We start from the raw sequence: 23430 nt of genomic DNA, 5'->3' as shown, positions 1-23430 counted from the left end.
TCACATGCGTTCGAAGGAGCGGCGGAGCTCCCAGTCGGTCACCGCGGAGTCGAAGGCGTCCAGCTCGACCCGGGCCATGTTGCGGTAGTGCGCGACGACCTCGTCGCCGAAGGCGGCCTTCGCGATGGGGCTGTTGTCCCAGAGTTCGGCGGCCTCGCGCAGCGTGGTGGGGACGTGCGCGTACTCGCCGGAGTAGGCGTTGCCCGTGCACTCCTCGGGCAGTTCGAGCTTCTGCTCCACGCCGTGGAGGCCGGCCGCGACGAGGCCGGCGACCGCGAGGTAGGGGTTCACGTCGCCGCCGGGCAGCCGGTTCTCGAAGCGCAGGGAGCGGCCGTGGCCGACGACGCGCAGGGCGCAGGTGCGGTTGTCCTGGCCCCAGGCGACGGCGGTGGGCGCGAAGGAGCCCGGCCTGAACCGCTTGTAGGAGTTGATGTGGGGCGCGTAGAGCAGGGAGAAGTCGCGCAGCGCGGCGAGCTGGCCCGCGAGGAAGTGCCGCATGAGGGGCGACATGCCTCCCCCGGGGGCGTCCGGGGGCCCGGCCATGGCGTTGTTGCCCTCGGCGTCCTGGAGCGAGAGGTGGATGTGGCAGGAGTTGCCCTCGCGCTCGTTGAACTTGGCCATGAAGGTGAGCGAGACGCCCTCCTGGGCCGCGATCTCCTTGGCTCCGGTCTTGTATATGGCGTGCTGGTCGCAGGTGACGAGGGCTTCGTCGTAGCGGAACACGATCTCGTGCTGGCCGGGGTTGCACTCGCCCTTGGCGGACTCGACGACGAGTCCGGCCGCCGCCATCTCGTTGCGGATGCGGCGCAGGAGGGGTTCGACGCGTCCCGTGCCGAGGACCGAGTAGTCGATGTTGTACTGGTTGGCGGGGGTCAGGCCCTGGTACCCGGCGTCCCACGCCTGCTCGTAGGTGTCCTTGAAGACGATGAACTCCAGCTCCGTGCCCACGTGGGCGCTGAGGCCGAGTCCGGCGAGGCGGTCGAGCTGGCGGCGCAGGATCTGCCGGGGCGCGGCGACCACGGGTGAGCCGTCGTTCCAGGCGAGGTCCGCGACGAGCATCGCGGTGCCCTCGTTCCAGGGGACGCGCCGCAGGGTGGCGGGGTCGGCGTGCAGGGCGAAGTCGCCGTAGCCGCGGTCCCAGGAGGACATCGCGTATCCGTCGACGGTGTTCATCTCCGGGTCGACGGCGAGGAGGTAGTTGCAGCCCTCCGTGCCGTGTTCGAGGACCTCGTCGAGGAAGAAGCGGGCGGCGAACCGCTTGCCCTGGAGGCGACCCTGCATATCGGGGAAGGCCAGGACGACAGTGTCGATCTCGCCGCCCGCGACGAGGGCCCTGAGCTCCTCGACGGCGAGCGGGGGTGTGCGGTCTGCCACGGGAAGAGCCTCCTTGGGTCAGCCGAGGGCCATAAGGTATTGCGGAGAACCTTTGCTTGGGAAGGGGGTACGGGCATGTCGCACACGGAAGAGGGCATCCCGTCCGCGGGGGGCGCCCGCGGCGGGCGGGACGCGTGGAGTGCGCCGGGCGCGCGGGACGACGACCGGCTGACCCCGGTGCTGCGTCCGGTGCGCGCGGGCAACGGCTTCGAGGAGGCCCTGGAGCAGATCCTCCAGGTCGTACGCCTCGGTCTGGTGCCCGGCGGCGAGCGGCTGCCGTCGGAGCGGGAGCTCGCCGACCGCCTCGGCATCAGCCGCGTCACGCTCCGCGAGGTCCTGAAGGTGCTGCAGGACCAGGGCCTCGTCGAGTCGCGGCGCGGGCGGTACGGCGGCACCTTCGTGCGCCGGCGCCCCGAGGCGGCGGGCGAGGACGAGCTGCGCCGCAGGGTCGCGGACGTGGACGTCGAGGACGCGCTGCGCTTCCGCGAGGTGCTCGAAGTGGGCGCGGCCGGGCTCTGTGCGGCGCACGGCCTCGACGCGGGGCGGGCGGGCCGGCTGCGGGACGCGCTGGCGCGCACGCACGACGCGCCGCTCGCGGAGTACCGCCGCCGGGACACCCTGCTGCACCTGACGCTCGCCGAGCTGTGCGGGTCGCCGACGCTGACCGCGCAGTACGCGGCGGTGCGGGCGACCGTGAACGACCTCCTCGACTGCATCCCGCTGCTCGTGCGGAACCTGGAGCACTCCCAGCGCCAGCACACCGCGCTCGTCGAGGCGGTGCTCGACGGGGACGCGGACGGGGCGCGGGAGATGATGCGCGAGCACTGCGCGGGTACGGCGGCGCTGCTGCGGGGATTCTTGACCTGAGGGCCGCCGGGCCGCCGGGCCGCCGGACGGAGCGGGAGCGCGGGCGCGCCCGGCAGGCGTACCGCGCGGGCGTCGACGACCTGGTGGCGCACGGGTCTTGCCATCGGCCACCGGGGACCGCAAAGGTATGGCTCCGTTCCATTAGTCGCCCGCCGCAGTGCCGTCGCCGCTAGGAGCCGTGCCATGACCGTGGAGTCCTCCGGACCGAGCCCCGCCGAACCACGCCCCGCCGAACCGGCGGACGACTATCTGGAGCGCAGGACGCTCCGCCGGGGCAACGCGGGCTGGGTGCTGCTCACCGGCCTCGGCGTCGCCTACGTCGTCTCCGGCGACTACTCCGGCTGGAACTCGGGCCTCGCGGAAGGGGGCTTCGGCGGTCTCGGCATCGCCATGGCGCTGATGGGCGTGATGTACGCCTGCATGGTCTTCGCGCTGGCCGAGCTCTCCTCCGTGCTGCCCACGGCCGGCGGCGGCTACGGCTTCGCGCGCCGGGCGCTCGGCCCCCTGGGCGGCTTCCTGACGGGCACGGCCATCCTCATCGAGTACATCCTGGCGCCCGCCGCGATCTCCATCTTCATCGGCGACTACGTGGAGTCGCTCGGCCTCTTCGGGCTGACCTCGGGCTGGCCGGTCTACCTCGCCTGCTTCGCCGTCTTCATCGGCATCCACCTCTGGGGCGTCGGCGAGGCGCTGCGGTTCAGCTTCGTCGTGACCGGCATCGCCGTGGTGGCGCTGCTCGTCTTCGCGGTCGGCGCGTTCATGGACTTCGACGCCTCCCGCCTCGACGACATCCCCGTGGACACGGACGCCTTCGGCGCCAACTCGTGGCTGCCGCTGGGGCTGCTCGGCATCTGGGCGGCGTTCCCGTTCGGCATGTGGTTCTTCCTCGGGGTCGAGGGGGTGCCGCTGGCCGCCGAGGAGACCAAGGACCCGGCGCGCACGCTGCCGAGGGCGATCCGCTGGTCGCTGTGCATCCTGGTCCTCCTCGCCCTGGTGACCTTCTTCGCCTCGGCGGGGGCGCGCGGCTCCGCGGCCATCCAGTCGGCAGGCAACCCGCTGGTCGAGGCGTTGCAGCCGGACGGCAGGGCGACGGGTCTGAGCCGCGTCATCAATTACGCGGGGCTCGCGGGCCTGGTGGCCTCCTTCTTCTCCCTCATCTACGCGGGCTCCCGCCAGCTCTTCGCGCTCTCCCGGGCCGGCTACCTGCCCCGCTTCCTCTCCCTCACCAGCAGCCGCAAGGCCCCCTACCTCGGCCTGCTCGTCCCCGGCGCGATCGGCTTCGGGCTCGCGGCGGGCACCGGGGACGGGGCCCGGATGCTGAACGTCGCGGTGTTCGGCGCCACCATCAGCTACGCCCTGATGTCGCTCTCGCACATCGTCCTGCGCCGCCGCGAGCCGGACCTCGCGCGCCCCTACCGCACCCCCGGTGGCATCCTGACCTCCTCCGTCGCCCTCGTCCTCGCCTGCGCGGCGCTGGTCGCCACGTTCCTGGTGGACGTGGTGGCGGCGTTCATCGCGCTCGGCGTGTACGTGGTCGCGATCGCCTACTTCGGCCTCTACAGCCGCAGGCACCTGGTGGCGCGGGCCCCGGAGGAGGAGTTCGCGGCGCTGGCGGCGGCCGAGGCGGAGCTGACGCGCGACTGACCGCCGCGCGGACCCGCGGAACGGCACCGACCCGAGGAGAGGCGACGCGGTGAACAGGCCACTGATCGGCATCAGCACGTACTGGGAGCAGAGAGCGAGCTGGGGCGTGTGGGAGCTGCCCGCGGCCCTGCTGCCCGCCGGGTACCCGCTTCTCGTGCAGTCGGCGGGCGGCCTCGCCGCGATGCTGCCGCCGGACGGCCCCGAGCACGCCGCGGCGGCCGTCGCCCGGCTCGACGGTCTGGTGATCGCGGGCGGCCCCGACGTCGACCCCGCGCGCTACGGCGCCGTGCGCGAGGACCGCACGGGCCCGCCCGCGCACCGGCGGGACGCGTGGGAACTCGCCCTCATCGACGCGGCGCTGGGCTCGGGGACGCCCCTGCTCGGCATCTGCCGGGGCATGCAGCTCCTGAACGTGGCGCTGGGCGGGACGCTGGTGCAGCACCTGGAAGGACACTCGGAGAAGGTGGGCGCGTTCGGCACGCACGCGGTCAAGCCGGTCATGGGCACGCTCTACGCGTCGATCGCCCCCGAGGCCGCCACGGGCGTCCCGACCTACCACCACCAGGCGGTGGACCGTCTCGGCAGGGACCTCGTCGTCTCGGCCCACTCGGACGACGGCACCCCCGAAGCCATCGAACTCCCCGGTCCCGCGTGGGCGCTCGGCGTCCAGTGGCACCCGGAGATGGGGGACGACACGCGGGTCATGGAGGCCCTGGTCAGAGCCGCTTCCTGAGCCAGGCGACGGCGGCCGCGCCCTGGGCGCCCTGGAACGCGCGCAGGGTCGGCAGCCCCGGCGGCCCCGGCAGCGAGGCCTGCCGCACGAAGTATCCGGCGAGGGCGGCGAGCACGGCGGTGACGCCCTCGGGGTCGGCGGCCCGTCCCGCGGGCCGCGCGGTGAAGACGGCCTCGGGGTCGGGGCCGCCCTGGGCGCGCACGCACGGCAGCATGATCAGCAGGTCGAGCCAGGGGGCGCCGCGCACGGCGTGCGGCCAGTCGACGAAGACGACCCGGCCGTCGGCGGTGAGCAGCATGTTGTCGGCGCGGAGGTCGCCGTGGACGAGGGTCTCCCCCGCGGCGTGCTCGGCCCAGGGCTCCGCCAGTTCGGCCAGGGTCCCGAGGTTGGCGCGGACCCAGGGGTCGATCCTGTCGTCGTCCTCGGCGCCCGCCTCGATCAGCTTGGGCCAGGCCCGGAAGTGTCCGGCTCTCGCCCCGGTGACGGACGGGGCGTCGAAGGGCGCGGGCGTCAGGACGCGGCCGAGGGCGTCCACGGCGTCGAGCACGCGCCCGAACTCCTCGTCGTGCCAGGGCACCCGCGGCTGGTGCCCCTCGATGTCCTCGAAGGCGAGCGCGACCCAGGTGCCGTCGTCGTACGAGGTGAGGAGGCGGGGCGCGGGCACGGCGTCCGGCAGGGCGGCGGAGCAGCGGGCCTCGGCGCGGTGCATGCGGGGGCTCGCCGGGTTGGTCTCGGCGCTGACGGCCTTGACGAAGGCGCGCCGCCCGTCCGCGAGCCGCACGCGCGCGGCGGCCCCCGGCGAGAACCCGCCGTGCTGCGTCACCGCGTCCACGACGGCGGCGCCGAGCCCGGCCTCCAGCGCGCCCCGCACGGAGGCGGGGAGCTGGTGCCAGGGGGTGCGGACGCCGGTGGCCGGGGGTGCGAGGGGATGCATGCGGTCCATGCTGACGCGCGGGCGGCTCCTGCCGCCAGGCATTTGTCACCAGGCGTCTGTCACCAGGCATCTGTCACCAGGCACTTGTCACCAGACACCGCCGCAAATAAAGTGTTCACAACGCATGGTTGACACTGTTCCGTGTTCGAGTTCATGCTGGGTCCCATGACAGCGACCCCCGAGCGGCCCGCCGGTGCCGCCGACCCCTTCACCGCCCCTCACCCGGAGCAGGCCCGCGCCCAGCGCGTGTTCGCGGCGCTGACGCGCGTGGCCGAACGGCACGCCGCCGACGACGAGCAGCGGCGCCGGCAGGTCCACCCCGCGGTCCTCGGCCCGCACGAAGCGGTGCGGCTGGTGTCGTTCCTGCTCAGCGGTGCCGCGCGGCTGACGGACGGTGAGCCGGAGGTGGACCACGCCGACATCACGGCGGCGCTGACGCTGCTGCCGCTGGTCCGCGGCGAGCTGGACGAGCTGGAGACCGGGCTGCTCCAGATGGCGCGGGGACGCGGCATGACCTGGCCGGAGATCGCCTTCGGGCTCGGCCTCGGCACGCCGCAGGCCGCCCGGCAGCGGTATGAGCGGCTGGCCTCCCGCACGGACGCGGACGAGCGGGCGGAGGGGTAGCCGCCGCCTCACGCCCCGCGCGTGCCGGTCCCGCCGCGCGTCAGTGACAGCAGGTCGCGCCCCGGGCCCGCGGGGCGGTGCCCCGTCGGCCAGACGGCCCGCAGCTCCCTGCGCAGGCGCATGTCCCGCAGGGGGATCTCCACCAGGCGGCGGGCCGCCAGCTCCTCGCCCACCGCGAGCTCGCTCAGGACCGAGGGGCCCGCGCCACTGACCGCCGACGCCTTGACCGCCGTGGTGGAGGAGAGTTCGATCAGCGGGCGGGCGAGGCCGCCGAGCGCCGCGTCGAGCACCTGGCGGGTGCCTGAGCCCTCCTCGCGGAGGATCAGGGGCGTGGCGGCGAGCTCGGCGGGGTCGAGCGGCTCGGCGCGGCGCGCCCACGGATGCGAAGGCGCGGTCACCACCACCAGGCGGTCGTGCGCGACGACCACCTCGTCGAGGCCGCCCGGCACGGTCAGCCCCTCGACGAAGCCGAGGTCCGCCTCGCCCGCGAGCAGCCGGGACGCCACGGCCGCGGAGTTGCCCGCGAGCAGCGACACCGCCGTGTCGGGCCGCTGGGTGCGCAGGGCGATGAGCCAGCCCGGCAGCAGATACTCGGCGATGGTCATGCTCGCCGCCACCCTGAGCCGCGAGTCACGCCGGTCGCGCAGCGCCTGCGCCCCCGCGTCGAACGCCTCCGCGGCCTCCACGATCCGCCCCGCCCAGTCGGTCACCAGGGCCCCCGCGCCGGTGAGGCGGGAGCCGCGCGGCGACCGGTCGACGAGGGCCACGCCGAGCTGCCGCTCCATGGCGCGGACCCTGCTGCTCGCGGCGGGCTGGGTGATGCCGAGCTCCCGCGCGGCCCGCCCGAGGCTGCCGAGCCGCGCCACGGCGAGCAGGAGCTGGAGCGCCCCGAGGTCGGGGACCCGGTGGGCGAGCGAGGCCGCCGACGAGGCGGGGTCGAAGGGGCGGGACGGCGGTACGGGGGTCGAGCTCATAAAGCCAGCTTATGTGCTCATAGGAAGGTGACTCCTGGTGACGTCCCGAGCCCCGTACGAGGGTGGAGCCATGGTCACCGCCCTTCCCCCGTCCCGGACCGCGTCGCACGGCACCGCCACGAGCCGGCTCCCCGGGGCCGCCACCCGTCCGCCGGGCGTCCGCCATCTCGGGCCGAACTGGTACGCGTGCGTCATGGGCACCGCCGTCGTCGCCACCGCGGGCGCCGCCCTGCCGCACCGGTTCACGGGGCTGCGCACCGCCTGCACGGCCGTCTGGGCGCTGGCGCTGGTGATGCTCGTCGTCCTGCTCACCGCCCGTGCCGCGCACTGGGCGCGCCACCGCGACCAGGCCCGCGCCCACCTCCTCGACCCGGCCGTGGCACCGTTCTACGGCTGTCTGTCGATGGCCCTGCTCGCGGTCGGCGCGGGCGCCCCCGCCGTGGGCGAGGACTGGACGGGCGCCGGCGCGGCCCTCGCGCTCGACGCCGTCCTGTTCACCCTCGGCACGGCCGTCGGTCTCGCCGCGGCCGTCGCCGTCCCGTATCTGATGGTGGTCAGGCACCGCATCACCGCCGACCAGGCGTCGCCGGTCTGGCTGCTGCCCGTCGTCGCGCCGATGGTGTCGGCCGCCACCGGCCCGGCGCTCGTCCCGCACCTGCCCGCGGGCCAGGCACAGCAGACGCTCCTGTACGCCTGCTGCGGGATGTTCGGCCTGAGTCTGCTCGCCACCCTGGTGATGCTGCCGGTGATCTTCGCCCGCCTGGTGACCGCGGGCCCGCTGCCGACCGCCCTCACCCCCACGCTCTTCCTGGTGCTCGGCCCCCTGGGGCAGTCGACGACCGCCGCCGGCAGGTTCGCGGACGTCGCGCCCGGCGTCCTGCCCGCCCCGCTCGACCGCGGCTTCCTCGTCTTCGCCGTGCTCTACGGAGTGCCCGTCCTGGGCTTCGCCCTGCTCTGGCTGGCCCTCGCGGCGGCCATGGTGCTGCGCGCCCGGCGGGACGGCATGGGCTTCGCGATGACCTGGTGGGCGTTCACCTTCCCCGTGGGCACCTGCGTGACGGGCGCCGAGGGCCTCGCCCGGCACACGGGGCTCGCCGCCTACGAGTGGCTCGCGACCGCCCTCTTCGCCGCCCTGGCCGCCGCCTGTGCGGTGGCCCTCACGCACACCGTGCGGGGCGTCCTCGACGGCTCGCTGCTCGCAGCGCCGCGCTGAGCACCGCGGGCGCCTCCGCGAGCGAGGGCCCGTACCAGGTGAGGTGCCTGCCGCTGACCAGGGCGATCGCGGGGGCGTCGGGGAACGCCTCGGGACCGTCGTCGGGCGTGAAGCGGTACGGCTCGTCGGGCAGCACCAGCAGGTCCGGGCCGGGGCTCCGCAGCTCCTCGACCCCCACCCTGGGGTAGCGCTCGGCATGAGCGGCGTACGCGTTGTCGACGCCCAGGCGCGCCAGGACGTCGCCCGCGAACGTGTCGCGGCCGAGGACCATCCAGGGCCGCCGCCAGATGGGGACGGCCGCCCTCAGCCGGGCCGCCGGGGGCGGGAGTGCCCGCCACGCGGCCTCCGCGTCGTCGAGCCAGCGGGGGCGTGCCGCGCCGCAGGCCGCGAGGACCCGCTCCAGCTCCGTGAGGGCCTGCGGCAGCGTCCGTACCTCGGTCACCAGGACCTCGACGCCCGCTGCCCGCAGCGCCGCCAGGTCGGGGGCGCGGTTCTCCTCCTCGTTGGCGATCACCAGGTCGGGGGCGAGGGCCGCGATCCGGGGCACGTCCGGGTTCTTCGTGCCGCCCACGCGGGCGACCCCGAGGCCCGCCGGGTGCGTGCACCAGTCGGTCGCCCCGAACAGCGCCCCGGGCACGGTGACGGCCACCGCCTCGGTCAGCGAGGGCACCAGGGAGACCACCCGCGGCGAGCGGCGCGGCACGTCAGCGCCCCCCGTCGTCCACCGCCTCGATGTGGTCCCCGACGGCGACCACCAGGACCCGGGTGTCCGGCACGGTGGCCCGCCACCGGTGGCGCACACCGCCGGTGAGGAACAGGGAGTCGCCGCGTCCGAGCCGGTGGGCGCGGCCCTCCGCCTCCATCTCGACGGCACCCTCGATGACGTACATCAACTCGTCGTTGCGGTGCTGGAATTCGCGGCCCTCGTCGTGGTCGCCGATGAATTCCAGGGCGTGCAGCTGGTGGTGGCCGCGCGCCAGTTCCCGTACGCGCGCCTCGGGTGTGGAGTGGTCCAGGTCCGTGTCGTCGTGGGCGCGCACGACCTCCACGGTGCGGGCGGGGTCGGCGGCGGCGAGGAGTTCCACGTCGGTGGTGCACAGGGCGTCGGCGACCCGTTGCAGGGAGCGCATGCTGGGCCGGGCGCGTTCGTTCTCGATCTGGCTGAGGAACGGCACCGAGAGGCCGCTGCGCTCGGCGACGACGGCGAGGGTGAGTTCGAGCTGCCTGCGGCGCCGCCGCACGGCCGAGCCCACCCGGAGGGTCTCCTTGTGCTCGTCCATCGCCTCGGCTCCCTTCAGCGCATCGGTCCACTCTCAACCCTGAGGGGTTGTCTGCACCCTACGCATGTTCGCCGGACGGTTCTGCCCGGTTGCCGGGACCGCCCGTTCCCGGCCGTCCGCCGCGGGTACGGAAAAACTCCGCGCGCCGACCCTACTTCCCGAGCCGGCGCCAGTAGAGCAGCTGTCCTGACTCGCCGGGGGCGGCACCCTCACTCGGCACGAACACGCTCATGAGGAGAGCCGGTTCGCCCCGCGGGCCGGTCAGCAGGGTGGCGGAGGGGTTGGCGAAGGCGCGGCTGCCGCCGTGGGTGCGGATGTCCAGGCGGTCGGCGCGTCCACTCGGGGGATCGTAGGCGTACGTGGCCCAGCTCCCGAAGTCCCCGCGCCGCCCCTGCCCCTCGACGAGGACCACCCGCCGCCCGCCGAGCTCCACCGGCGCGCGGTCCCCGATGTTGCCGCTGTTGCCGCGGGACCGCACGGCCCGGTCGAGCCGCCGGTCGGGCTCGGCGTGCCAGTGGCGGAAGCCGGTGAGCGTGGCCGTCAGCTGGCGGTCGGTGTCGCAGCCCGCGCGGTAGTGCCCGGTGAGGTGGACGGTCGCGCCGCGCACGGCGGTGATGCCGGGGGTGCCCTCGGCGCAGCGCGACAGGGTGAGCGGCGCGTCGAAGGACCGCCGGGCGCGGCCGGTGAGCAGCGCCGCGGCGTCCTCGTACGAGCGTACGGCGATGTGGTTGCGCGGGTCCCTCTCGACGGCGAGGACGTAGCCGCCCCGGCCGTCGTGGGCCAGGGATGCCTGGTGGGTGCCGGGGCCGAAGTCGTGGCGGCGCCGCCAGTGGCGCAGGTCGGTGGAGGTGGCGACGGCCGCGTGGAAGCGGCCGTCGGCCAGGAGCGTGTGGTAGACGGCGAGGTAGCTGCCGTCCTGGGCCTGCTCGATCTGCGCGGCGTCCATGGTGCGCCCGGTGTGGTCCCGCGCGTCGTAGCGGTGTCCGTCGGCGGCGGTGACGTCCTCGGCGAGCGCGGCGAGGCGGGCGGTGCCCGGGGAGGCGGGGTCGGCGTCGGCCCGCGCGAGCTGCGCGACGAGCAGGGAGGCGGCCAGGGCGAGGGCGGCGGCGATGGGGAGGCGGGCCGTCCTCGGCTGCCGAGCGGTCACGACGGTCTCACGTTCGGTGGTTCTGTTCGGTGGTTCTGTCCTGATGGGGCCAGCCTTGTCGACATTAGGCACCGGGGCGGCCCACGGGAACGCCGAGAGGGGTGGGCTTCGCCACAGGGGCGATGCCCACCCCTCGGGGGTGCGACCGGTGGCCTACTTCGCGGAGGTCATCTTCTCCTCGAAGCCCGGGTTCTTCTTCAGCCAGGCGTCGACGGCCTCGGGCTCGTTGTTCTTGCCCGCCTTGTTGATCTCGTTCTCCAGGCTCGCCAGTTCCTTCTCGCTCATCTTGAAGTCCTTGAGCCACTTCGTGAGCTGCGGGTACTGGTTCGGGAAGTCCTTGCTGGAGAGCGACCGGATCGTGTTGCCCTTGCCGAAGCCGCCCTTGGGGTCCTTCAGCTTGGTGAGGTCGTACTCGCTGTAGGCCCAGTGCGGCGACCAGAGCAGGACCGCGATCGGCTCCTTCTTGGCGTACGCGGCCTTCAGCTCGGTGAGCATCGCCGGGGTGGAGCCCGCGGCGATCTCGTACTCGCCCTCCAGGCCGTAGCCGGGCAGGACCTTGTCCTTGAGCGCCTGCATCACGCCGGTGCCCGGCTCGATGCCGATGATCTTGCCCTTGAACTTGTCGCCCTTGCCCTTGAGGTCGGCGAGCGACTTCACGTCCTTGACGTAGGACGGGACGGCGACCTCAAGGGAGGTCGGGCTGTACCAGGAACCGAGGTCCTTGAGGTTCGCCTTGTTCTTGTCCCAGTACGACTTCTGGGCGGTGGGCAGCCAGGCGTCGAGGTTGAGGTCGATGTCGCCCTGCGCGAGACCGGTGTAGGCGGGGCCCACGTCGGCCGGCGTCAGCTCCATCTCGTAGCCGCGCTTCTCCAGGACGCGCTTCCACAGGTTGGTGACGGCGATGTTCTCGTCCCAGGCGAAGTACGCGGCCTTCAGCGGGCGCTTCTTCTCCTCGCCGCCGGTGTTCTCCGGCAGCGGGGCCAGCTCGTCGACGACCTTCGGGTTCTTCTTCAGCCAGGTGCGGACGGCGTCCTGCTGCTTGCCCTTGCCGGCCTTGTTGATCTCCGCCTCAAGGCTGGTGAGCTGCTTCTCGTCCATCGTGAAGTTCTTCAGCCACTCGGCGACCCGCGGGTTCTCCTCCGAGAAGCCCTTGCGCGCCAGCGTGTGCACGCCGTCGCCCTTGCCCCAGGCACCCTTCGGGTCCTTGAGCTTCTTCAGGTCGAAGTCGTTGTACGCCCAGTGCGGCGACCAGAGCGGGACGACGATCGGTTCCTTCTTCGCGTAAGCCGCCTTCAGCTCGGACAGCATCGCGGTGGTGGAGCCGTCGACGACCTCGTACTCCTTGTCGAGGCCGTACTCCTTGAGGATCTTGCTCTTCAGGAGCTGCATCTCACCGGCGCTCGGCTCAATGCCGATGATCTTGCCCTTGAACTTGTCGCCCTTGCCCTTGAGGTCGGCGAGCGAGTCGACGTCCTTCATGTAGGCGGGGACGGTCAGCTCCAGGGACGTTTGGTCGTACCAGGAGCCGAGGTCCTCCAGCTTGTCGCCGTACTTCTTCATGTACGTGGCGTGCGTCGTCGGCAGCCACGCGTCCGTCTGGAAGTCGACGTCGCCCTGGGCGAGCGAGGTGTAGAGCGGCCCCGCGTCGAGGAGGCTGGCGTTCACCTTGTAGCCGCGCTGCTCCAGGATCTCCTTCCAGAGGAAGGTGGAGGCGATGCCCTCGTCCCAGTTGATGTAGCCGATGTTGACTTCCTTGCCCTGGCCGACGTTCTCGGAGTCGGCCACGGGCTCGGTCTTGTCACCGCTGAAGATGCCCATGCCGCCCGCGACGAGCGCGAGGACGACGACGCCCACCGCCGCGACGACGGGCCGGGGGCGGTAGTTCCACAGGTTCAGGCCCTGCGCGGCCCGCAGCTTGGCGAGCGCGCGGCGGCCGAGCGGGGAGACCTGTCCGCCCAGGCCGCTGGTGACGCGGTCCAGGTAGATGGCGAGGATCACGATGGAGACGCCCGCCTCGGCGCCGAGACCGACGTCGAGCTGGCCGATGGCCGCGTTGACGTCGGCGCCCAGGCCCGGGGTGCCGACCATGCCGGTCAGGGCCGCCATGGAGAGGCCGAGCATGATGACCTGGTTGACACCGGCCATGATCGTCGGCAGCGCGAGCGGCAGCTGGACGCGGAAGAGCGTGTTGCGGGGCGTGGTGCCGAACGCGTCGGCGGCCTCGACCAGCTCCTTGTCGACCTGGCGGATGCCCAGCTCGGTCATGCGGACGCCGGGGGCGAGCGCGAAGACGATCGTGGCGACGATGCCCGCGGGGGCGCCCATCCGGAAGAACAGCAGCGCCGGGATGAGGTAGATCATCGCGGGCAGCGTCTGCATGAAGTCGAGGACGGGCCTGACGATGCCGCTGACCGTCTTGGAGCGCGCCGCCCAGATGCCCACGGGCACGGCGACGACCAGCGCCACGAAGGTCGAGACGAGCACCAGGGACAGCGTCATCATCGCGTTGTCCCACAGTTCGAGGGAGACGATGAACGCGAAGCCCGCGAAGGACAGGACGCCGCCGACCAGGCCGCGCAGCCAGAAGGCGACGACGGCGAGGATGCCCGCCATCAGCAGCGGCTCGGGGGCGGAGAGGACGTCGTAGACGCCGTCCCACATGTTCTGGAAGAGGGTCTTGACGAAGTCGAACAGCCAGTCCATGTGGGTTCTGAGCCACTCGACCGAGTCATTGACCCAGTCGCCGAAGGGAATCCTAGGCACCGCTGCTCACCTTGCCCACGCTCTTGCCGTCGTCTTCCCTGGCCGGTATGGCGGCCGGGGAGGCGTCCTGCGGCTCCGACCCGGTCTCCGACTCCATCGGCTCGCCGAGCACGGCGAGCAGCCTGGCGCGCGGCACGACCCCGACGAGCGTGCCGTCCTCGTCGGTCACGGCCACCGGCACCTCACTGGTGGAGCAGGGCGTGAACAGCTCGATGATGGGGGTGTTCTCGGTGACCGTCGCGGGCGCGTCGGCGCGCGCGAAGCCGTCGTCGGGGTCGGCCATGATGGCGCCCGCCGTGAGGACCCGGGAGCGGTCGACGTCCTGCGTGAAGGAGGCGACGTACTCGTTGGCCGGGGTGACCAGGATGTCCTCGGAGGTGCCGATCTGGACGATGCGGCCGTCGCGCATGACGGCGATCTGGTCGCCCAGGCGCATGGCCTCGTTCAGGTCGTGGGTGATGAAGACGATGGTCTTCTTCAGCCGCTTCTGCAGCACCAGGAGCTGGTCCTGCATGTCGCGGCGGATCAGCGGGTCGAGGGCGCTGAACGACTCGTCCATGAGGAGCAGGTCGGCGTCGGTGGCGAGCGCGCGGGCCAGGCCCACGCGCTGCTGCATGCCGCCGGACAGCTCGTCGGGCCAGGACTTCTCCCAGCCCTTGAGGCCGGCGAGCTCCAGTGCCTCGGTGGCGCGCTTCTCGCGCTCGGCGCGCGGGACACCCTGCACTTCGAGGCCGTATCCGGCGTTCTCCAGGACGCTGCGGTGCGGGAAGAGCGCGAAGTGCTGGAAGACCATGCTGATCTTCTTGGAGCGCACCTCGCGCATCTCGCGCGCGCTCAGCTCGGTGAGGTCCTGGCCGTCGAAGCGGACGTGGCCGGCCGTCGGCTCCGACAGCCCGTTGAGCATGCGCAGCAACGTGGACTTGCCGGACCCGGAGAGACCCATGACGACGAAGATCTGGCCCGGCTCGACCTCGAAGGAGGCGTCGATCACGGCGGCGGTGGTGCCGTCGGCGCGCAGTTCCTCTCGGTCGGCTCCGTGGCGGAGTTTCTCCACCGCGTCATCGGGTCGTCTGCCGAACACCTTGTACAAGCGCTCGGCCTGCAGCCTGGACACATACACCTCTCGGGTTGAACCAAGACGGCCCGCCTCCCCCGCCGGCGGGCCGTGGAGCGTGATGGCTTCGGGCCACTTACCCGATCGAAAAGTTGAAAGTGCGACCGGCCCCGCTCCGGCTGCGCGCCTGCCCATACTGGTTCAGGCCAAACCAAAGAGTGACCCGGCTCACATCCGTTGCGCTCTCGGCACGTGGAACCGCCATGCGCAACGGTCGTTTCCTGCCCCGCCCACGCCCTCCGGGCGGCTGTCGGTGGCGTGCGGCATGATGCGCAACGTGACTCAGCGAACACGACGCCTCATGCTGCTCGACACAGCCTCCCTGTACTTCCGGGCGTACTTCGGCGTGCCGGAATCCGTGAAGGCCCCGGACGGCACCCCGGTCAACGCGGTGCGCGGGCTCCTCGACTTCATCGCCCGCCTCGTCCAGGACCACCGCCCCGACGACCTGGTCGCGTGCATGGACGCGGACTGGCGCCCGGACTGGCGCGTCCGGCTCATCCCCTCGTACAAGGCGCACCGCGTCGCCGAGGAGGCGGAGCAGGGCCCGGACGCCGAGGTGGTCCCCGACACGCTCGCGCCCCAGGTGCCGGTGATCGAGGACGTCCTCGACGCGCTGGGCATCGCGCGCGTCGGCGTGGCGGCGTACGAGGCGGACGACGTGATCGGCACCTTCACCGCCCGCGCGACGGGCCCGGTCGACATCGTCACCGGCGACCGCGACCTCTACCAGCTCGTGGACGACGAGCGGGGCATCCGCGTCCTCTATCCCCTCAAGGGCGTCGGCACCCTCCAGCTCACGGACGAGGCGTGGCTGCGCGAGAAGTACGGCGTGGACGGCTCCGGCTACGTCGACCTCGCCCTGCTCCGCGGCGACCCGAGCGACGGACTGCCCGGCGTCCCCGGCATCGGCGAGAAGACGGCCGCGAAGCTCCTGGACGCCTTCGGCGACCTGGCCGGGATCATGGCCGCGGTCGACGACCCGAAGTCGAAGCTGACGCCGTCGCAGCGCAAGCGGCTCGACGAGTCGCGGGCGTACGTGGCGGTCGCGCCGAAGGTCGTCCGGGTCGCCGACGACGTGCCGCTGCCCGAGGTCGACGTGGCGCTCCCCCGTGAACCGCGCGACCCGGCCTCGCTCGACGCGCTGGCGGAGCAGTGGAACCTGGGTGGCTCGCTCCAGCGCCTGGTCAGCACGCTCCACAGCTGAGGGTGTTAGCTTAGGTAAACCTAAGTAGCTGTTGAAGGGGAGGCCGTCGCCATGGCAGAACGTCCGGCACGCAAAGCACCGAAGGCTCACGTCGGGCGCGTCGTGCGCTCCGAGCGGCTGACCCCGCACATGCAGCGCGTCGTCCTCGGCGGTGACGGCCTCGCCGGGTTCACGGCGGGCGACTGCACCGACCACTACGTGAAGCTGCTCTTCGACGCCGAGGGCGTCACCTATCCCGAGCCGTTCGACATGCAGCGCGTCCGCGAGGAGTTCCCGCGCGACCAGTGGCCCGTGACCCGTACGTACACGGTGCGCCGCTGGGACCCCGAGGCCCGTGAGCTGACGGTCGACTTCGTGGTCCACGGCGACGAGGGCCTCGCGGGCCCGTGGGCGCGCGACGCCGCACCCGGCGACACGATCCGCTTCCTCGGCCCCGGCGGCGCCTACGCGCCCGGGGCCGACGCGGCCTGGCATTTGCTCGCCGGCGACGAGAGCGCCCTGCCCGCGATCGCCGCCGCGGCCGAGGCACTGCCCGCGGGCGCGACCGCGCACGTCTTCGTCGAGGTCGAGGGCCCCGAGGAGGAGCAGAAGATCGAGACGCACGTCCCGGTCGTCTGGCTCCACCGCGCGGGCCGCCCGGTCGGCCGGGCCCTGGTCGAGGCGGTGCGCTCCCTGGAGTTCCCCGAAGGCACCCCGCACGCCTTCGTCCACGGCGAGGCGGGCTTCGTGAAGGAACTCCGCCGCTATCTCCGCGTGGAGCGCGAGATCCCCCGCGAGAACCTCTCGATCTCCGGCTACTGGCGCCTCGGCCACGACGAGGACGGCTGGCAGGCCTCGAAGCGGGAGTGGAACGCCCAGGTGGAGGCGGAGCAGGAGAAGACGGCGTAACGCCGCGCGGACCTCGGCGGAGGGAGGCGGCCACCCCACCCCGGGGTGACCGCCTCCTGGCGTACGAGGCACCCGTGCGGGGGGGGCGCCCACGCCACCCGGGTACGGGCCGGCCCCCGGGCACGACGCGGCACGGCCCCGCCGTCGTCAGCCCTCCGCGCCCGGCCCCGCGATCCGGGCGTGCAGGTGCATGTCGTGCCAGCCGTCCTCGTGCAGGACCGCGCTCCGCTTGGTGCCCTCCGCCGTGAAGCCGGACTTCTCGGCCACCCGGCAGGACGCCTCGTTGGCCGTCGCGTGGGTCAGTTCCAGGCGGTGCAGGCCCACCTCGTCGAAGGCCCAGCGGGAGAGGGTCTCCACGGCCCTCGGGGCGACGCCCCGGCCGCGGGCCGCCGGCACCGTCCAGTACGCGATCTCCGCCTGGCCGTCGGCGAGGACGATCAGCCGCAGGGCGATCCTGCCGGCCAGGACGTCCGTCTCCGCGTCGGCGATCGCCCAGTGCGCGTCCCGCTCCCCCGCCCAGGCCGCGCGCCACTCCTCGATCCAGCCGCGCGCCTCGCTCTCGGAGTCGGCCACGCGCGCGTGCCAGCGCTGCAGCACCGGGTCCTGGAAGGCGTCGTACACCGAGGGTGCGTCCGTGAGCCGCCACGGGCGGAGGACGAGTCCGCCGGGGACGGGGAGCACCGGCTGCTCCCGGTGGGCGAGGGTGCCGGGGGCGGCCACGTCGAGGATCTTGGAGGGCATGGCCCCATCGTGGCAGCGGCGCCGGGAGGAGGGCAGTGATTTTCCGCCGCGGGGCACCAGCGCGGAAGGCCCTCCGGCCGGGCTTACGCTGACCCCCTGATGAGACGCAAGCCCCGCATTCCGCCCGCACCGCTGCCCCAGCGCCACGGCGTCGACCCCGTCCGGGTCAGGCTGCCGCAGGCGGGGCCGTGGCCGACCGTCCGTGACCACCTGGTCGAACGCCTCGCGGCAGGACCCGGCGTCATCGACGCGATGGTGCGGGAAGGGAAGATCGTCGGCGCCGACGGGTCGGCCGTCACCCACGGCACCCCGTACGCGTCGGGCGCCTACGTGTGGTTCCACCGCGAGCTGCCCGCCGAGACGCCCGTGCCGTTCGGGATCGACGTCGTCCACCGGGACGAGCACATCGTGGTCGTGGACAAGCCGCACTTCCTCGCCACCATGCCGCGCGGCGGCCACGTCGCGCAGACCGCCCTCGCCCGCCTCCGCGAACAGCTCGGCATCCCGGCGCTCGGCGTCGCGCACCGCCTGGACCGGCTGACCGCCGGGCTGCTCCTGTGCACCGTGCGCCCGGAGGAACGCGGCGCCTACCAGACCCTGTTCAGCGGCCGGCGCGTGCACAAGGAGTACGAGGCCGTGGCCCCGTACTCCCCCGACGTGCCGCTCCCCCGCACCGTGCGCAGCCACATCGTGAAGGAGCGCGGGGTCATCGCCGCCCGGGAAGTGGCGGGCGCCGAGCCGAACAGCGAGAGCCGCGTCGAACTCGTCGGGCACCGAGGCGCCGTCGGCCGCTACCGGCTCACCCCGCACACCGGCCGCACCCACCAGCTCCGCGTCCACATGAACGCGCTGGGCCTGCCGATCCTCGGCGACCCCGTGTACCCGGAGGTGGCGGCCCCCGCCGCGCCGGACGACTTCCGGCGGCCCCTCCAGCTCCTGGCGCGCGTGCTGGCGTTCACGGACCCGGTCACCGGCGTCGCGCACCGCTTCGTGAGCGGCCGGACGCTCGGCGCCTGGACGGCGTACGACGACTGGGCTCAGTAGCCGCGCCACCAGGTGACGAACCGCTGCCAGGCCCCCTTGGGCGGGGCGGGCTCGGCCACGGGGGCCGGTGTCTCGACGGCCGGTTCCGGCGGCGGTACCGGGGCGGCGGGCGGCCGGAGCGGCGGCGACGAGACGTGCCAGTCGCCGCGCGACGTCGGCACGTTCGCGGACGGCCGGGCCATGACGTCCTGCGGCGGCCTGGGCGCGAAGTGCACCGGCAGCTCCACCAGGTGCCGCGAAAGGATCGTCGACGTCCACCGCAACCGGGACTCGTCGACGGAGAGTTCGACGTCCGGCAGGCGCAGCAGGAGCGCGTCGACCCCGATGTCGGCGATGGCGCGGCCGATGTCCTGGCCGGGACACTCGTGGGGCCCGCCGCTGAACGCGAGGTGCGAGCGGTTGCCCTGCATGTTCGCGGCGAGGTCGGGGCGTACGACCGGGTCGACGTTGCCCGGCGCGATGCCGAGGATGAGCCCGTCGCCCGCCCTGATCCGCTGCCCGCCGAGCTGGGTGTCCTGCTTGGCGAAGTAGCCGACCATGGCGCTGAAGGGCGGCTCGTCCCACAGCGACTGCTCGACCGCCTCGGGGACCGTCATCTGCCCGCCGCTGAGCTGGGCGCGGAAGCGCGGGTCGGTGAGGACCACCCGCAGGACGTTGGCGAGGAGGTTGGCGGTGGCCTCGTAGGAGGCGATGAGGACCAGGCGCAGGTGGGCGGCGACCTCGTCGTCGGTGAGCCGCGCCGGGTGCGCGATGAGGCTGCTGGTGAAGTCCTCCTCCGGCTGGGCGCGCCGCCGCGTCACGAGGCCCGTCAGGACCTCCATGACGTACGCGTTGCTGGCGATGGCCGTATCGGTGCCCTTGATCATGTCGCGGGCCGACTGCACCATCCGCTCGTTGTACTCCTCGGGCATGCCGAGGACGTGGCACATCACCATCATGGGCAGGTGCTCGGCGAACCGGCTGACCAGGTCCGCCTCGCCGTCCAGGCAGATGTCGTTGAGCAGCAGGTTCGTGTAGCGGTTGATGTAGCGCCTGATGCCGCGGTGGTCGATCTTCGCCATGGCGTCGGTGACCGCGCCGCGCAGCCGCTGGTGCTCGGCTCCCTCGACGAAGCTGCACATGGGCTGCCAGGTGAAGACGGGCGCGAGCGGATGGTCGGGGCCCGCGCTGCCGTCCCGCACGGCCCGCCAGACGCGTGAGTCGCGGGTGTACTGCGAGGGGGTGCGGACCATGTGCAGGTTCTCGCTGTGCCCGAGGACCACCCACATCGGTACGTCGTTGTGGAGCAGGACGGGGGCCACCGGGCCGTGCTCGGCCCGCAGCTTCTCGTACAGTCCCGCCAGGTCGGCCTCCGCCTCGGGGCCGTGGAGGCGGCGCAGGCCGCCGGGTCCGAAGCCGTGGGCGGGGCAGCCGGGAGGGGGCGCCAGGGGGTCGTCGGTGCCCGGCCAGGAGGGGTGGGGAGTCGTCACGGTCGTCGCTCCGGGTTTCGCGTCGAGGGGTTCCGGGATAACGGGGGGAGGTCGCGGTCTGGGGCGCGGTCAGACACGGGTGGCCGTCAGGGAGTGCAGATGGCGCATCAAGGTCATCAGGACGTCCCTGCTGGACTCCCTGCGGCGCGCGTCGCACGGCATGATCGGCACCACGGGCTCCAGGTCGAGGGCCCTGCGCAGGACCTCGATGCCGTGGGCGGGCGCGTCGGGGAAGTCGTTGACGGCGACGACGAACGGCACGCCGCGCTCCTCCAGGCGGCCGATGACGTCGAAACTGACTTCGAGGCGGCGGGTGTCGACGAGGACGACCGCGCCGAGCGCGCCCTCGAAGAGCCCGTTCCACAGGAACCAGAAGCGCTCCTGGCCCGGGGTGCCGAAGAGGTAGAGGACGAGTTCCTCGGAGATGCTGATCCGGCCGAAGTCCATGGCGACGGTGGTCGCCGTCTTGCTCTCCGAGCCGTAGTTGTCGTCGACGCCGATGCCCGCCTGGGTCATCGTCTCCTCGGTGGTCAGCGGACGGATCTCGCTGACCGAGCCGACCATCGTGGTCTTGCCGACCCCGAACCCGCCGACGATGACGACCTTGACCGCGGCCGTGGCCGTGTGGGGCAGGACGTCCTCGCTGCGCGGGCCGGTGATCGTGTCAGAGCTTTTGAAGTCCATGCATCACCGCTTCGAGAAGGGATCGGTCGGGCAGCGCGGCGGATCGCACGATGGGGGCGCGCGCCTGGACGAGCTCGGACCCCAGCAGCTCCGTCAGGACGACGGTCACGACGCTGAACGGCAGCGCCAGATAGGCCGACAGTTCGGCGACGGAGATCGGGGTCGTGCACAGCCGCAGCACCGCGGAGTGTTCGGGCTGCGCCGTGGGGGCCGCCTCGCCCCGCGCCACGATGAGCGTGACGAGGTCGAGGGGGGCCCGCTCGGAGTCCTCACCCGTGAGGACGTACAGCCGTTCGGGGTTGTCCGGGTCGCGGCGCTCGCGCTGGGGGGGTGCTTCTCCTCCCGGCTCCTCCCCGCGGGGAGGGCCGTGCGGAGGTTCTTGCGGAGGAGTCATACGGCCTGCCCGTCACGGCGTGGCGGGCTCGTCAGATGGGCCCCGATCCGTACGACGAGGTCGCGCATGCGGTTGCCGATCAGGCCCGCGTCGACGGTCTCGTCCGCGAGCACGGCGAGATAAGCGCCGGCGCCCGCCGCCATCAGGTAGAAGTAGCCGCCGTTGATCTCGATGATGACCATCTTCATGCCGCCGTCGCTGTGCGGGATCTCGGTGGCCACGGCGGCGGCCAGGCTCTGCAGTCCCGCGCAGGCGGCGGCGATGCGGTCGGCCGCGTCGGGGTCGCCGCCGTAGCGTGCGATGCGCAGGCCGTCGGCGGAGAGGACGACGATCTGCCGGGTCTGCGGGACGCCGTCGGCGAGTTCCTTCAGCATCCAGTCGAAATTGGCGCGCTGCTGGATCACTGCCAGCCCCCCTCGTCGGCGATGCCGTGGTTGTTCCGGTGGGTTTCCTGCGCGGGGGCGGCCCCCTGGGCCGGATCGGTGCCCTGCGGCGTCCCCTGGCCGGAAGCGGCGGGGTCCCCCTTGACGCCCTTCATGAACGCCTCGATCCACAGGCCGGGCTCGGGCTCGTCCTTCTTCTGCGCGGGTACCGGCGGCGGTGCCGTCGCGGCGGCGTGGGCCTCGGCGGCACGCTGGACCTCGGCCTCCCGGGCGTACCGCTCGCTGAGCGACATCGTCGCGCGGCTGCGGCGCTGCGGCAGGCCGTTCTCCGTCCACTCGGTGACCACGGGGACCTCGTCCTCCATGGCGGCGGTGAGCGGTGAGCGCAGCGGCGGGCCCGCGGTCCTGACGCGGGGCTTCTTGCGGCGGATGTTGCGCTCGGGCTCCTCGATGAGCTTGCCGCCCTCGTCCACGCGGGGCACCGCGGAGGCGCCGATGCCGTGGGCGAGTCCGGGCGCGGGACCCGTGGTGATCATCTCGCGCGGCACGATGAGCACCGCGCGGACGCCGCCGTAGGCGGACTGCCGCAGGGAGATCTGCATGTTGTACATCTGCGAGAGGCGGCCGACGACGGCCATGCCGAGGCGCGGGCTCTCGCCGAGGTCGTTGAGGTCGATGCCGGCCTGGGCCTGCGCCAGCATGCGCTCGGCCCGTTCGCGGGCCTCCTCGCTGAGGCTGACGCCGCCGTCCTCGATCTCCACGGCGATGCCGCTCTGCACCTCCACGGCGGTGACGTGCACCTTGGTCTGCGGCGGCGAGTACCGCGTCGCGTTGTCGAGCAGTTCGGCGCAGGCGTGGATCAGCGGCTCGACGGACGTGCCGTGGATCGCGACCTTGGCGATCGAGTGCAGCTCGACGCGGGGGTAGTCCAGGATGCGGGACATCGCGCCGCGCAGCACGCTGTACAGCGGTACGGGCTTGGGCCACTGGCGGCCGGGCCTGGCGCCGCCGAGCACCGAGATGGAGTCGGCGAGGCGGCCGATCAGGGCGGTGCCGTGGTCGATGCGGAGCAGGTCGTCGAAGACCTCGGGGTTGCGGCCGTGGAACTCCTCCATCTCGCGCAGTTCCGCGGCCTGCTGGTGGACGATCGACTGGACGCGGCGTGCGATGTTCACGAAGGCGCGCTGCGCCGAGTCACGCATCGCCCCTTCGTGGTCCACGATTCCGAGGACGTCGCGGAGCAACTGCCGCTGCGGGCGGGGCAGTTCCCGGTACGCCTCGTCGTTGTCGACGACGTTGCGGATCACTTCGGCGGGGGGTTCGCCCTGCTGGAGCCGCCAGAGCGCCTCGGGCAGGATGTCCCGGCCCAGGCGTACGGTCTCGTCGTCGTGGGACGCGATGCGCCGCTCCAGGTGGGCGAGCCGCCGCGCGTACTGCGCGCGCTGCCCCCTGATGGTGCGGCCGCGCCGCACGGCTTCCGCGCCGACCAGGACGACCAGGAGCGTCGCGACGGCGCCGCACCAGATGACGGCGGGCCTGGCCGGTTCCGTCACGGTGGCGACGGCGGCTCCGGTCGCCGCGGCCATCAGCGCCACGGGCAGCAGCAGAGCGCGGACGTAAGGGATTTCTCGGCCACCGGGAGGCGATTGAACACTCACCATGTATGCCCTCTGAACACTCGTCTTGGGGAAGGGGGGCGTGCGGGGAGGCACGCGGTTGGAGCAAGGGGAGTCAAGCGAACCAACGGATCTTTCGGGAACAAGTGCGCGAATACGCCACAACTCGTGCGAACTCGCCGCGCTCCGGGCGAGCTTAGTCCGCCGACATCAGCGCGGAGTCATATTGGGCAACCCTCTGCGACGGCCGCGACGGAGGCATACACTCGCCCCATTTACACGCGCGGCAATCGTTCGAACACGTGCGGTAATGAACGGCGGCGGCCTCACGCGCCCC

The 23430-nt window shown here is 72.8% G+C and carries 22 protein-coding genes; 8 read left to right on the top strand and 14 right to left on the bottom strand.

Features of this window, described 5'->3' with window-relative positions; genetic code table 11:
* Entirely contained in the window at positions 1–1374 is a 1374-nt protein-coding gene (locus AB0I16_RS15605) for a glutamine synthetase family protein (RefSeq protein ID WP_363249908.1), read from the bottom strand.
* A gap of 75 nt (positions 1375–1449) precedes the next feature.
* Here AB0I16_RS15605 and AB0I16_RS15600 point away from each other — a divergent pair, with 75 nt between their 5' ends.
* The 3 genes from AB0I16_RS15600 to AB0I16_RS15590 all read left to right on the top strand — a co-directional run bounded on the left by AB0I16_RS15600 (position 1450) and on the right by AB0I16_RS15590 (position 4618).
* On the top strand, positions 1450–2241 hold the full coding sequence (locus AB0I16_RS15600; protein WP_363249907.1) for an FCD domain-containing protein: 792 nt from the start codon (positions 1450–1452) through the stop codon (positions 2239–2241).
* Positions 2242–2424: 183 nt separating this feature from the next.
* Complete coding sequence (eat, locus tag AB0I16_RS15595) at positions 2425–3885, top strand: ethanolamine permease (protein ID WP_363249906.1); 1461 nt, start codon at positions 2425–2427, stop codon at positions 3883–3885.
* 49 nt (positions 3886–3934) lie between these two features.
* Complete coding sequence (locus AB0I16_RS15590; protein WP_363249905.1) at positions 3935–4618, top strand: gamma-glutamyl-gamma-aminobutyrate hydrolase family protein; 684 nt, start codon at positions 3935–3937, stop codon at positions 4616–4618.
* On the opposite strand, the gene AB0I16_RS15585 is transcribed toward AB0I16_RS15590, so the two are convergent.
* Positions 4602–5552 (bottom strand): aminoglycoside phosphotransferase family protein, encoded by a 951-nt coding sequence (locus AB0I16_RS15585; protein ID WP_363249904.1) that lies wholly within the window; start codon positions 5550–5552, stop codon positions 4602–4604. The two genes, AB0I16_RS15590 and AB0I16_RS15585, sit on opposite strands and share 17 nt — an antisense overlap.
* 165 nt (positions 5553–5717) lie before the next feature.
* On the opposite strand from AB0I16_RS15585, the gene AB0I16_RS15580 reads away from it, so the two are divergent.
* Positions 5718–6176, top strand: a complete 459-nt coding sequence (locus AB0I16_RS15580) for a DNA-binding protein (protein WP_363249903.1) — start codon at positions 5718–5720, stop codon at positions 6174–6176.
* A gap of 8 nt (positions 6177–6184) precedes the next feature.
* Here AB0I16_RS15580 and AB0I16_RS15575 read toward each other — a convergent pair whose 3' ends face one another.
* Positions 6185–7150: a LysR family transcriptional regulator gene (locus tag AB0I16_RS15575; protein ID WP_363249902.1), complete on the bottom strand. Its 966-nt coding sequence runs from the start codon at positions 7148–7150 to the stop codon at positions 6185–6187.
* Between the two features lie 193 nt (positions 7151–7343).
* On the opposite strand from AB0I16_RS15575, the gene AB0I16_RS15570 reads away from it, so the two are divergent.
* On the top strand, positions 7344–8363 hold the full coding sequence (locus tag AB0I16_RS15570) for a TDT family transporter (RefSeq protein WP_363250022.1): 1020 nt from the start codon (positions 7344–7346) through the stop codon (positions 8361–8363).
* Here the strand turns inward: AB0I16_RS15570 and AB0I16_RS15565 are convergent.
* The 5 genes from AB0I16_RS15565 to AB0I16_RS15545 all read right to left on the bottom strand — a co-directional run bounded on the left by AB0I16_RS15565 (position 8308) and on the right by AB0I16_RS15545 (position 14667).
* Complete coding sequence (locus AB0I16_RS15565; protein WP_363249901.1) at positions 8308–9066, bottom strand: helical backbone metal receptor; 759 nt, start codon at positions 9064–9066, stop codon at positions 8308–8310. The genes AB0I16_RS15570 and AB0I16_RS15565 overlap by 56 nt on opposite strands.
* 1 nt (position 9067) lies before the next feature.
* On the bottom strand, positions 9068–9643 hold the full coding sequence (locus tag AB0I16_RS15560; protein ID WP_062780067.1) for a helix-turn-helix transcriptional regulator: 576 nt from the start codon (positions 9641–9643) through the stop codon (positions 9068–9070).
* Positions 9644–9794: 151 nt separating this feature from the next.
* Positions 9795–10790, bottom strand: a complete 996-nt coding sequence (locus AB0I16_RS15555; protein WP_363249900.1) for a hypothetical protein — start codon at positions 10788–10790, stop codon at positions 9795–9797.
* 153 nt (positions 10791–10943) lie between these two features.
* On the bottom strand, positions 10944–13553 hold the full coding sequence (locus AB0I16_RS15550; protein ID WP_363249899.1) for an ABC transporter permease/substrate binding protein: 2610 nt from the start codon (positions 13551–13553) through the stop codon (positions 10944–10946).
* Positions 13546–14667 (bottom strand): glycine betaine/L-proline ABC transporter ATP-binding protein, encoded by a 1122-nt coding sequence (locus tag AB0I16_RS15545; protein ID WP_363249898.1) that lies wholly within the window; start codon positions 14665–14667, stop codon positions 13546–13548. The genes AB0I16_RS15550 and AB0I16_RS15545 overlap by 8 nt, the downstream gene beginning before the upstream one ends.
* 268 nt (positions 14668–14935) lie before the next feature.
* On the opposite strand from AB0I16_RS15545, the gene AB0I16_RS15540 reads away from it, so the two are divergent.
* Entirely contained in the window at positions 14936–15874 is a 939-nt protein-coding gene (locus AB0I16_RS15540; protein WP_363250021.1) for a 5'-3' exonuclease, read from the top strand.
* A 51-nt stretch (positions 15875–15925) separates the two neighbouring features.
* On the top strand, positions 15926–16762 hold the full coding sequence (locus AB0I16_RS15535; RefSeq protein ID WP_363249897.1) for a siderophore-interacting protein: 837 nt from the start codon (positions 15926–15928) through the stop codon (positions 16760–16762).
* A 147-nt stretch (positions 16763–16909) separates the two neighbouring features.
* Here AB0I16_RS15535 and AB0I16_RS15530 read toward each other — a convergent pair whose 3' ends face one another.
* Positions 16910–17503 (bottom strand): GNAT family N-acetyltransferase, encoded by a 594-nt coding sequence (locus tag AB0I16_RS15530; protein WP_363249896.1) that lies wholly within the window; start codon positions 17501–17503, stop codon positions 16910–16912.
* 99 nt (positions 17504–17602) lie between these two features.
* Here AB0I16_RS15530 and AB0I16_RS15525 point away from each other — a divergent pair, with 99 nt between their 5' ends.
* A complete protein-coding gene (locus AB0I16_RS15525; protein ID WP_363249895.1) occupies positions 17603–18547 on the top strand; it encodes an RluA family pseudouridine synthase in 945 nt (314 codons plus the stop codon).
* Here the strand turns inward: AB0I16_RS15525 and AB0I16_RS15520 are convergent.
* The 5 genes from AB0I16_RS15520 to AB0I16_RS15500 form a co-directional block, all read right to left on the bottom strand.
* Positions 18541–20016 carry a cytochrome P450 gene (locus AB0I16_RS15520; protein WP_363249894.1) on the bottom strand — a complete coding sequence of 492 codons (1476 nt, stop codon included), beginning with the start codon at positions 20014–20016 and terminating at the stop codon, positions 18541–18543. The genes AB0I16_RS15525 and AB0I16_RS15520 overlap by 7 nt on opposite strands.
* Positions 20017–20085: 69 nt before the next feature.
* A complete protein-coding gene (locus AB0I16_RS15515) occupies positions 20086–20700 on the bottom strand; it encodes an ATP/GTP-binding protein (RefSeq protein ID WP_363249893.1) in 615 nt (204 codons plus the stop codon).
* A complete protein-coding gene (locus AB0I16_RS15510) occupies positions 20681–21094 on the bottom strand; it encodes a DUF742 domain-containing protein (protein WP_363249892.1) in 414 nt (137 codons plus the stop codon). The genes AB0I16_RS15515 and AB0I16_RS15510 overlap by 20 nt, the downstream gene beginning before the upstream one ends.
* Entirely contained in the window at positions 21091–21498 is a 408-nt protein-coding gene (locus AB0I16_RS15505) for a roadblock/LC7 domain-containing protein (RefSeq protein ID WP_363249891.1), read from the bottom strand. Before AB0I16_RS15505 ends, AB0I16_RS15510 begins: the two co-directional genes overlap by 4 nt.
* The gene (locus tag AB0I16_RS15500; protein ID WP_363249890.1) at positions 21495–23138 is read right to left on the bottom strand and encodes an ATP-binding protein; all 1644 of its coding nucleotides are present in this window, start codon (positions 23136–23138) and stop codon (positions 21495–21497) included. Before AB0I16_RS15500 ends, AB0I16_RS15505 begins: the two co-directional genes overlap by 4 nt.
* Positions 23139–23430 lie beyond the last annotated feature (292 nt).

The sequence above is a fragment of the Streptomyces sp. NPDC050703 genome (genome assembly GCF_040654435.1).
Taxonomy (GTDB): Bacteria; Actinomycetota; Actinomycetes; order Streptomycetales; family Streptomycetaceae; genus Streptomyces.
This window is presented reverse-complemented; position numbering and strand designations above follow the sequence as displayed.

What these genes read in the sequence shown, in the direction of transcription:
- AB0I16_RS15515 (WP_363249893.1), bottom strand. Translation starts at nt 20,700, where the DNA reads ATGGACTTCAAAAGCTCTGACACGATCACCGGCCCGCGCAGCGAGGAC.
- AB0I16_RS15600 (WP_363249907.1), top strand. Translation starts at nt 1,450, where the DNA reads ATGTCGCACACGGAAGAGGGCATCCCGTCCGCGGGGGGCGCCCGCGGC.
- AB0I16_RS15525 (WP_363249895.1), top strand. Translation starts at nt 17,603, where the DNA reads ATGAGACGCAAGCCCCGCATTCCGCCCGCACCGCTGCCCCAGCGCCAC.
- AB0I16_RS15530 (WP_363249896.1), bottom strand. Translation starts at nt 17,503, where the DNA reads ATGCCCTCCAAGATCCTCGACGTGGCCGCCCCCGGCACCCTCGCCCAC.
- AB0I16_RS15535 (WP_363249897.1), top strand. Translation starts at nt 15,926, where the DNA reads ATGGCAGAACGTCCGGCACGCAAAGCACCGAAGGCTCACGTCGGGCGC.
- AB0I16_RS15500 (WP_363249890.1), bottom strand. Translation starts at nt 23,138, where the DNA reads ATGGTGAGTGTTCAATCGCCTCCCGGTGGCCGAGAAATCCCTTACGTC.
- AB0I16_RS15585 (WP_363249904.1), bottom strand. Translation starts at nt 5,552, where the DNA reads ATGCATCCCCTCGCACCCCCGGCCACCGGCGTCCGCACCCCCTGGCAC.
- AB0I16_RS15580 (WP_363249903.1), top strand. Translation starts at nt 5,718, where the DNA reads ATGACAGCGACCCCCGAGCGGCCCGCCGGTGCCGCCGACCCCTTCACC.
- AB0I16_RS15540 (WP_363250021.1), top strand. Translation starts at nt 14,936, where the DNA reads ATGCGCAACGTGACTCAGCGAACACGACGCCTCATGCTGCTCGACACA.
- eat (WP_363249906.1), top strand. Translation starts at nt 2,425, where the DNA reads ATGACCGTGGAGTCCTCCGGACCGAGCCCCGCCGAACCACGCCCCGCC.
- AB0I16_RS15510 (WP_363249892.1), bottom strand. Translation starts at nt 21,094, where the DNA reads ATGACTCCTCCGCAAGAACCTCCGCACGGCCCTCCCCGCGGGGAGGAG.
- AB0I16_RS15560 (WP_062780067.1), bottom strand. Translation starts at nt 9,643, where the DNA reads ATGGACGAGCACAAGGAGACCCTCCGGGTGGGCTCGGCCGTGCGGCGG.
- AB0I16_RS15570 (WP_363250022.1), top strand. Translation starts at nt 7,344, where the DNA reads ATGGGCACCGCCGTCGTCGCCACCGCGGGCGCCGCCCTGCCGCACCGG.
- AB0I16_RS15575 (WP_363249902.1), bottom strand. Translation starts at nt 7,150, where the DNA reads ATGAGCTCGACCCCCGTACCGCCGTCCCGCCCCTTCGACCCCGCCTCG.